1 protein-coding gene is annotated in these 2,604 nt (G+C 71.0%); it reads left to right on the forward strand.

Going from position 1 to position 2,604, the window contains the following annotated elements; genetic code table 11:
* On the forward strand, positions 1–2,604 hold a 2,604-nt coding region (locus HNR57_RS39060; protein ID WP_184568180.1), incomplete at both ends, for a non-ribosomal peptide synthetase.

Here is a 2,604-nt window from a genome sequence, read left to right on the forward strand (position 1 = left end):
GCACGAGCACGCGCCGTTGGCCGTGGCGCAGCAGGCCAGTGGTGTGGCGGGGGACGTGCCGCTGTTCACGTCATTGTTCAACTACCGGCACAACGCGGGTCCTTCCGCCGACCACGTCGGAGGTGGAGACGAGGACACTCAACGGTTCCGGACCGTGCTCGCGCGGGAGCGCACCAACTTCCCCCTCACGGTCGCGGTCAACGATGGCGGAGAGGCACTGAGCCTGGCCGTCGACGCGGTCGGCCCGATCGACCCGGAGGCAGTCGCCGCGCTGGTCAGCACAGCTGCGGAGAACCTGGTGGCGTTGCTGGAAGAGGCGCTGCACGGCGGCCCCGACCGGCCGCTGACCGCACTCCGAGTCCTCGACGAGGCCGGGCGGCGCCGGGTGCTGACCGAATGGAACGACACCGATGCCGTCGTGCCGCAGGTGTTCATGCCGGAGTTGTTCGAGGCCTGGGCTGCGCGGACTCCGGACGCGGTCGCGGTGGTGTTCGAGGGCACTGAGGTGTCGTACGCCGAGCTGGACGCGCGGGCCAATCGGCTGGCGCACGCCCTCATCGGGCGGGGGGTGGGTCCAGAGTCGGTGGTGGGACTGTGCCTGCCGCGCGGCGTCGACATGATCCTCGCGATCCTGGCGGTATGGAAGGCGGGCGGTGCCTATGTGCCGCTCGATCCCGAGTACCCGGCGGAGCGGTTGGCGTTCATGCTCGCCGACAGCGGGGCCCGGGCGGTGGTCGGCTGCCAGGACGTGGTCGGGCACTTGGCCGACGGAGTCGGGGCGGACAGGGTGGTCCGGCTCGATGATCCGCAGGTGGACGCGGAGTTGGCGGCACTGCCGCAGACCACACCGAGTGGGACCGTGGCGTCGGACGGTCTGGCGTATGTCATCTACACGTCCGGGTCGACCGGTCTTCCGAAGGGCGTCGCGGCCACACACGGTGGTCTCGCGAACCTGGTGTCGGTGTTCGCCCCGCTCATGGAGGTCGGGCCCGGCGTCGGGGTGCTGCAGTTCGCCTCGTTCAGCTTCGACGCGTCCGTACTGGATCTGGCGGTGACCTTGGGGAGCGGCGGTTCGCTGGTGGTGGCCGGCGCGGCCGAGCGCGCCGAGCCCAAGGAGCTGCGCGCCCTGGTTGCGTCGGCGCGAATACGCTCCGCCAGTGTCGTGCCGTCCCTGCTGGGCGTGCTTGAGCCCGACGACCTCGCGGGCGTCGGTTCGCTGGTCGTGGGCGCGGAGGCGATCGAGCCGACCCTGGCGGCCACGTGGACCCGGGGGCGGAACCTGATCAACACCTACGGTCCTACCGAGGCCACCGTGATCGTGGCGACCGGACTGGTGGACCCGGAACGCGAGGGGACGGTGCCGTTCGGTTCCCCCGCGGCGAACTCCCGCATGTTCGTGCTGGACGGGAAGCTTGAGCCGGTGGCGCCCGGGGTCGTGGGTGAGCTGTACGTGGCGGGCGCGCAGCTGACGCGCGGATACCACGGCCGCCCGGAACTCACGGCCGAGCGGTTCGTGGCGTGCCCGTTCGCTGCGGACGGGTCGCGGATGTACCGGACCGGCGATCTTGCCCGCTGGGAAGCCGACGGCCAGCTGGTGTTCGCGGGCCGGGCCGACGAGCAGGTCAAGGTGCGAGGGTTCCGCATCGAGTTGGGTGAGGTGCAGGCCGCGGTGGCCGCCCATGTCGGGATCGCTCAGGCTGCGGTCGTCGCCCGCGAGGACACGCCGGGTGACAAGCGTCTGGCGGCCTACGTGGTGCCGGTTGAGGGCGTGAACAGGGACGAACTGCCGGAGTCTATACGTGAGGTGGTGGCCGGACGGCTGCCTGCGCACATGGTTCCCGCGGCGGTCGTGGTCCTGGACGCGCTGCCGCTGACGGTGAACGGCAAGCTCGACCGCAAGGCGCTGCCCGTTCCGGACCATGTGTCGGAGAAGGCGGCGGGAGGCCGTCGGCCCGCGACGCCGCAGGAGGAGATCCTGTGCACCGTCTTCGCCGAAGTCCTGGGACTGCCCGAGGTGGGAGTCGACGACGACTTCTTCACCCTCGGCGGCCACTCCCTGCTGGCCGTACGACTCGTCAGCCGGGTGCGGACGGTGCTCGGGGCCGAGCTGCCGCTGCGCACGCTGTTCGAGGCGCCGACGGTGGCCGGGCTTGCGGCCCGCATCGACGACGCCGACCGGGCCCGGGCGGCCCTGACGGCGCAGGAACGCCCGGAGCGGGTTCCGCTGTCGTATGCGCAGCGCCGCCTGTGGTTCCTCGGCCAGCTGGAAGGCCCGAGCCCCACCTACAACCTGCCGACGGTGCTCCGCCTGACCGGCCAGGTGGACAGCGCTGCACTGAACGGCGCCCTGCGGAACGTGATTGGCCGCCACGAGGTGCTGCGCACCGTGTTCGCGACTGCCGACGGCGAGCCGTACCAGCGCGTCCTGGATCTAGACGAACTGGACTGGGAGCTGCTGGTCCGTGACGCGGATGCCGGGGATGTGGATGCCGCGGTGGCGGAGGCGGTCCGGTACGCGTTCGACCTGTCGTCCGAAGTGCCGATCCGTGCTTGGTTGTTCCGTGCTGCTCCTGGTGAGCAGGTGCTGGTTGTCGTGGTGCACCA

This window comes from Streptomyces paradoxus (assembly GCF_014202475.1).
Classification (GTDB): domain Bacteria; phylum Actinomycetota; class Actinomycetes; order Streptomycetales; family Streptomycetaceae; genus Streptomyces; species Streptomyces paradoxus.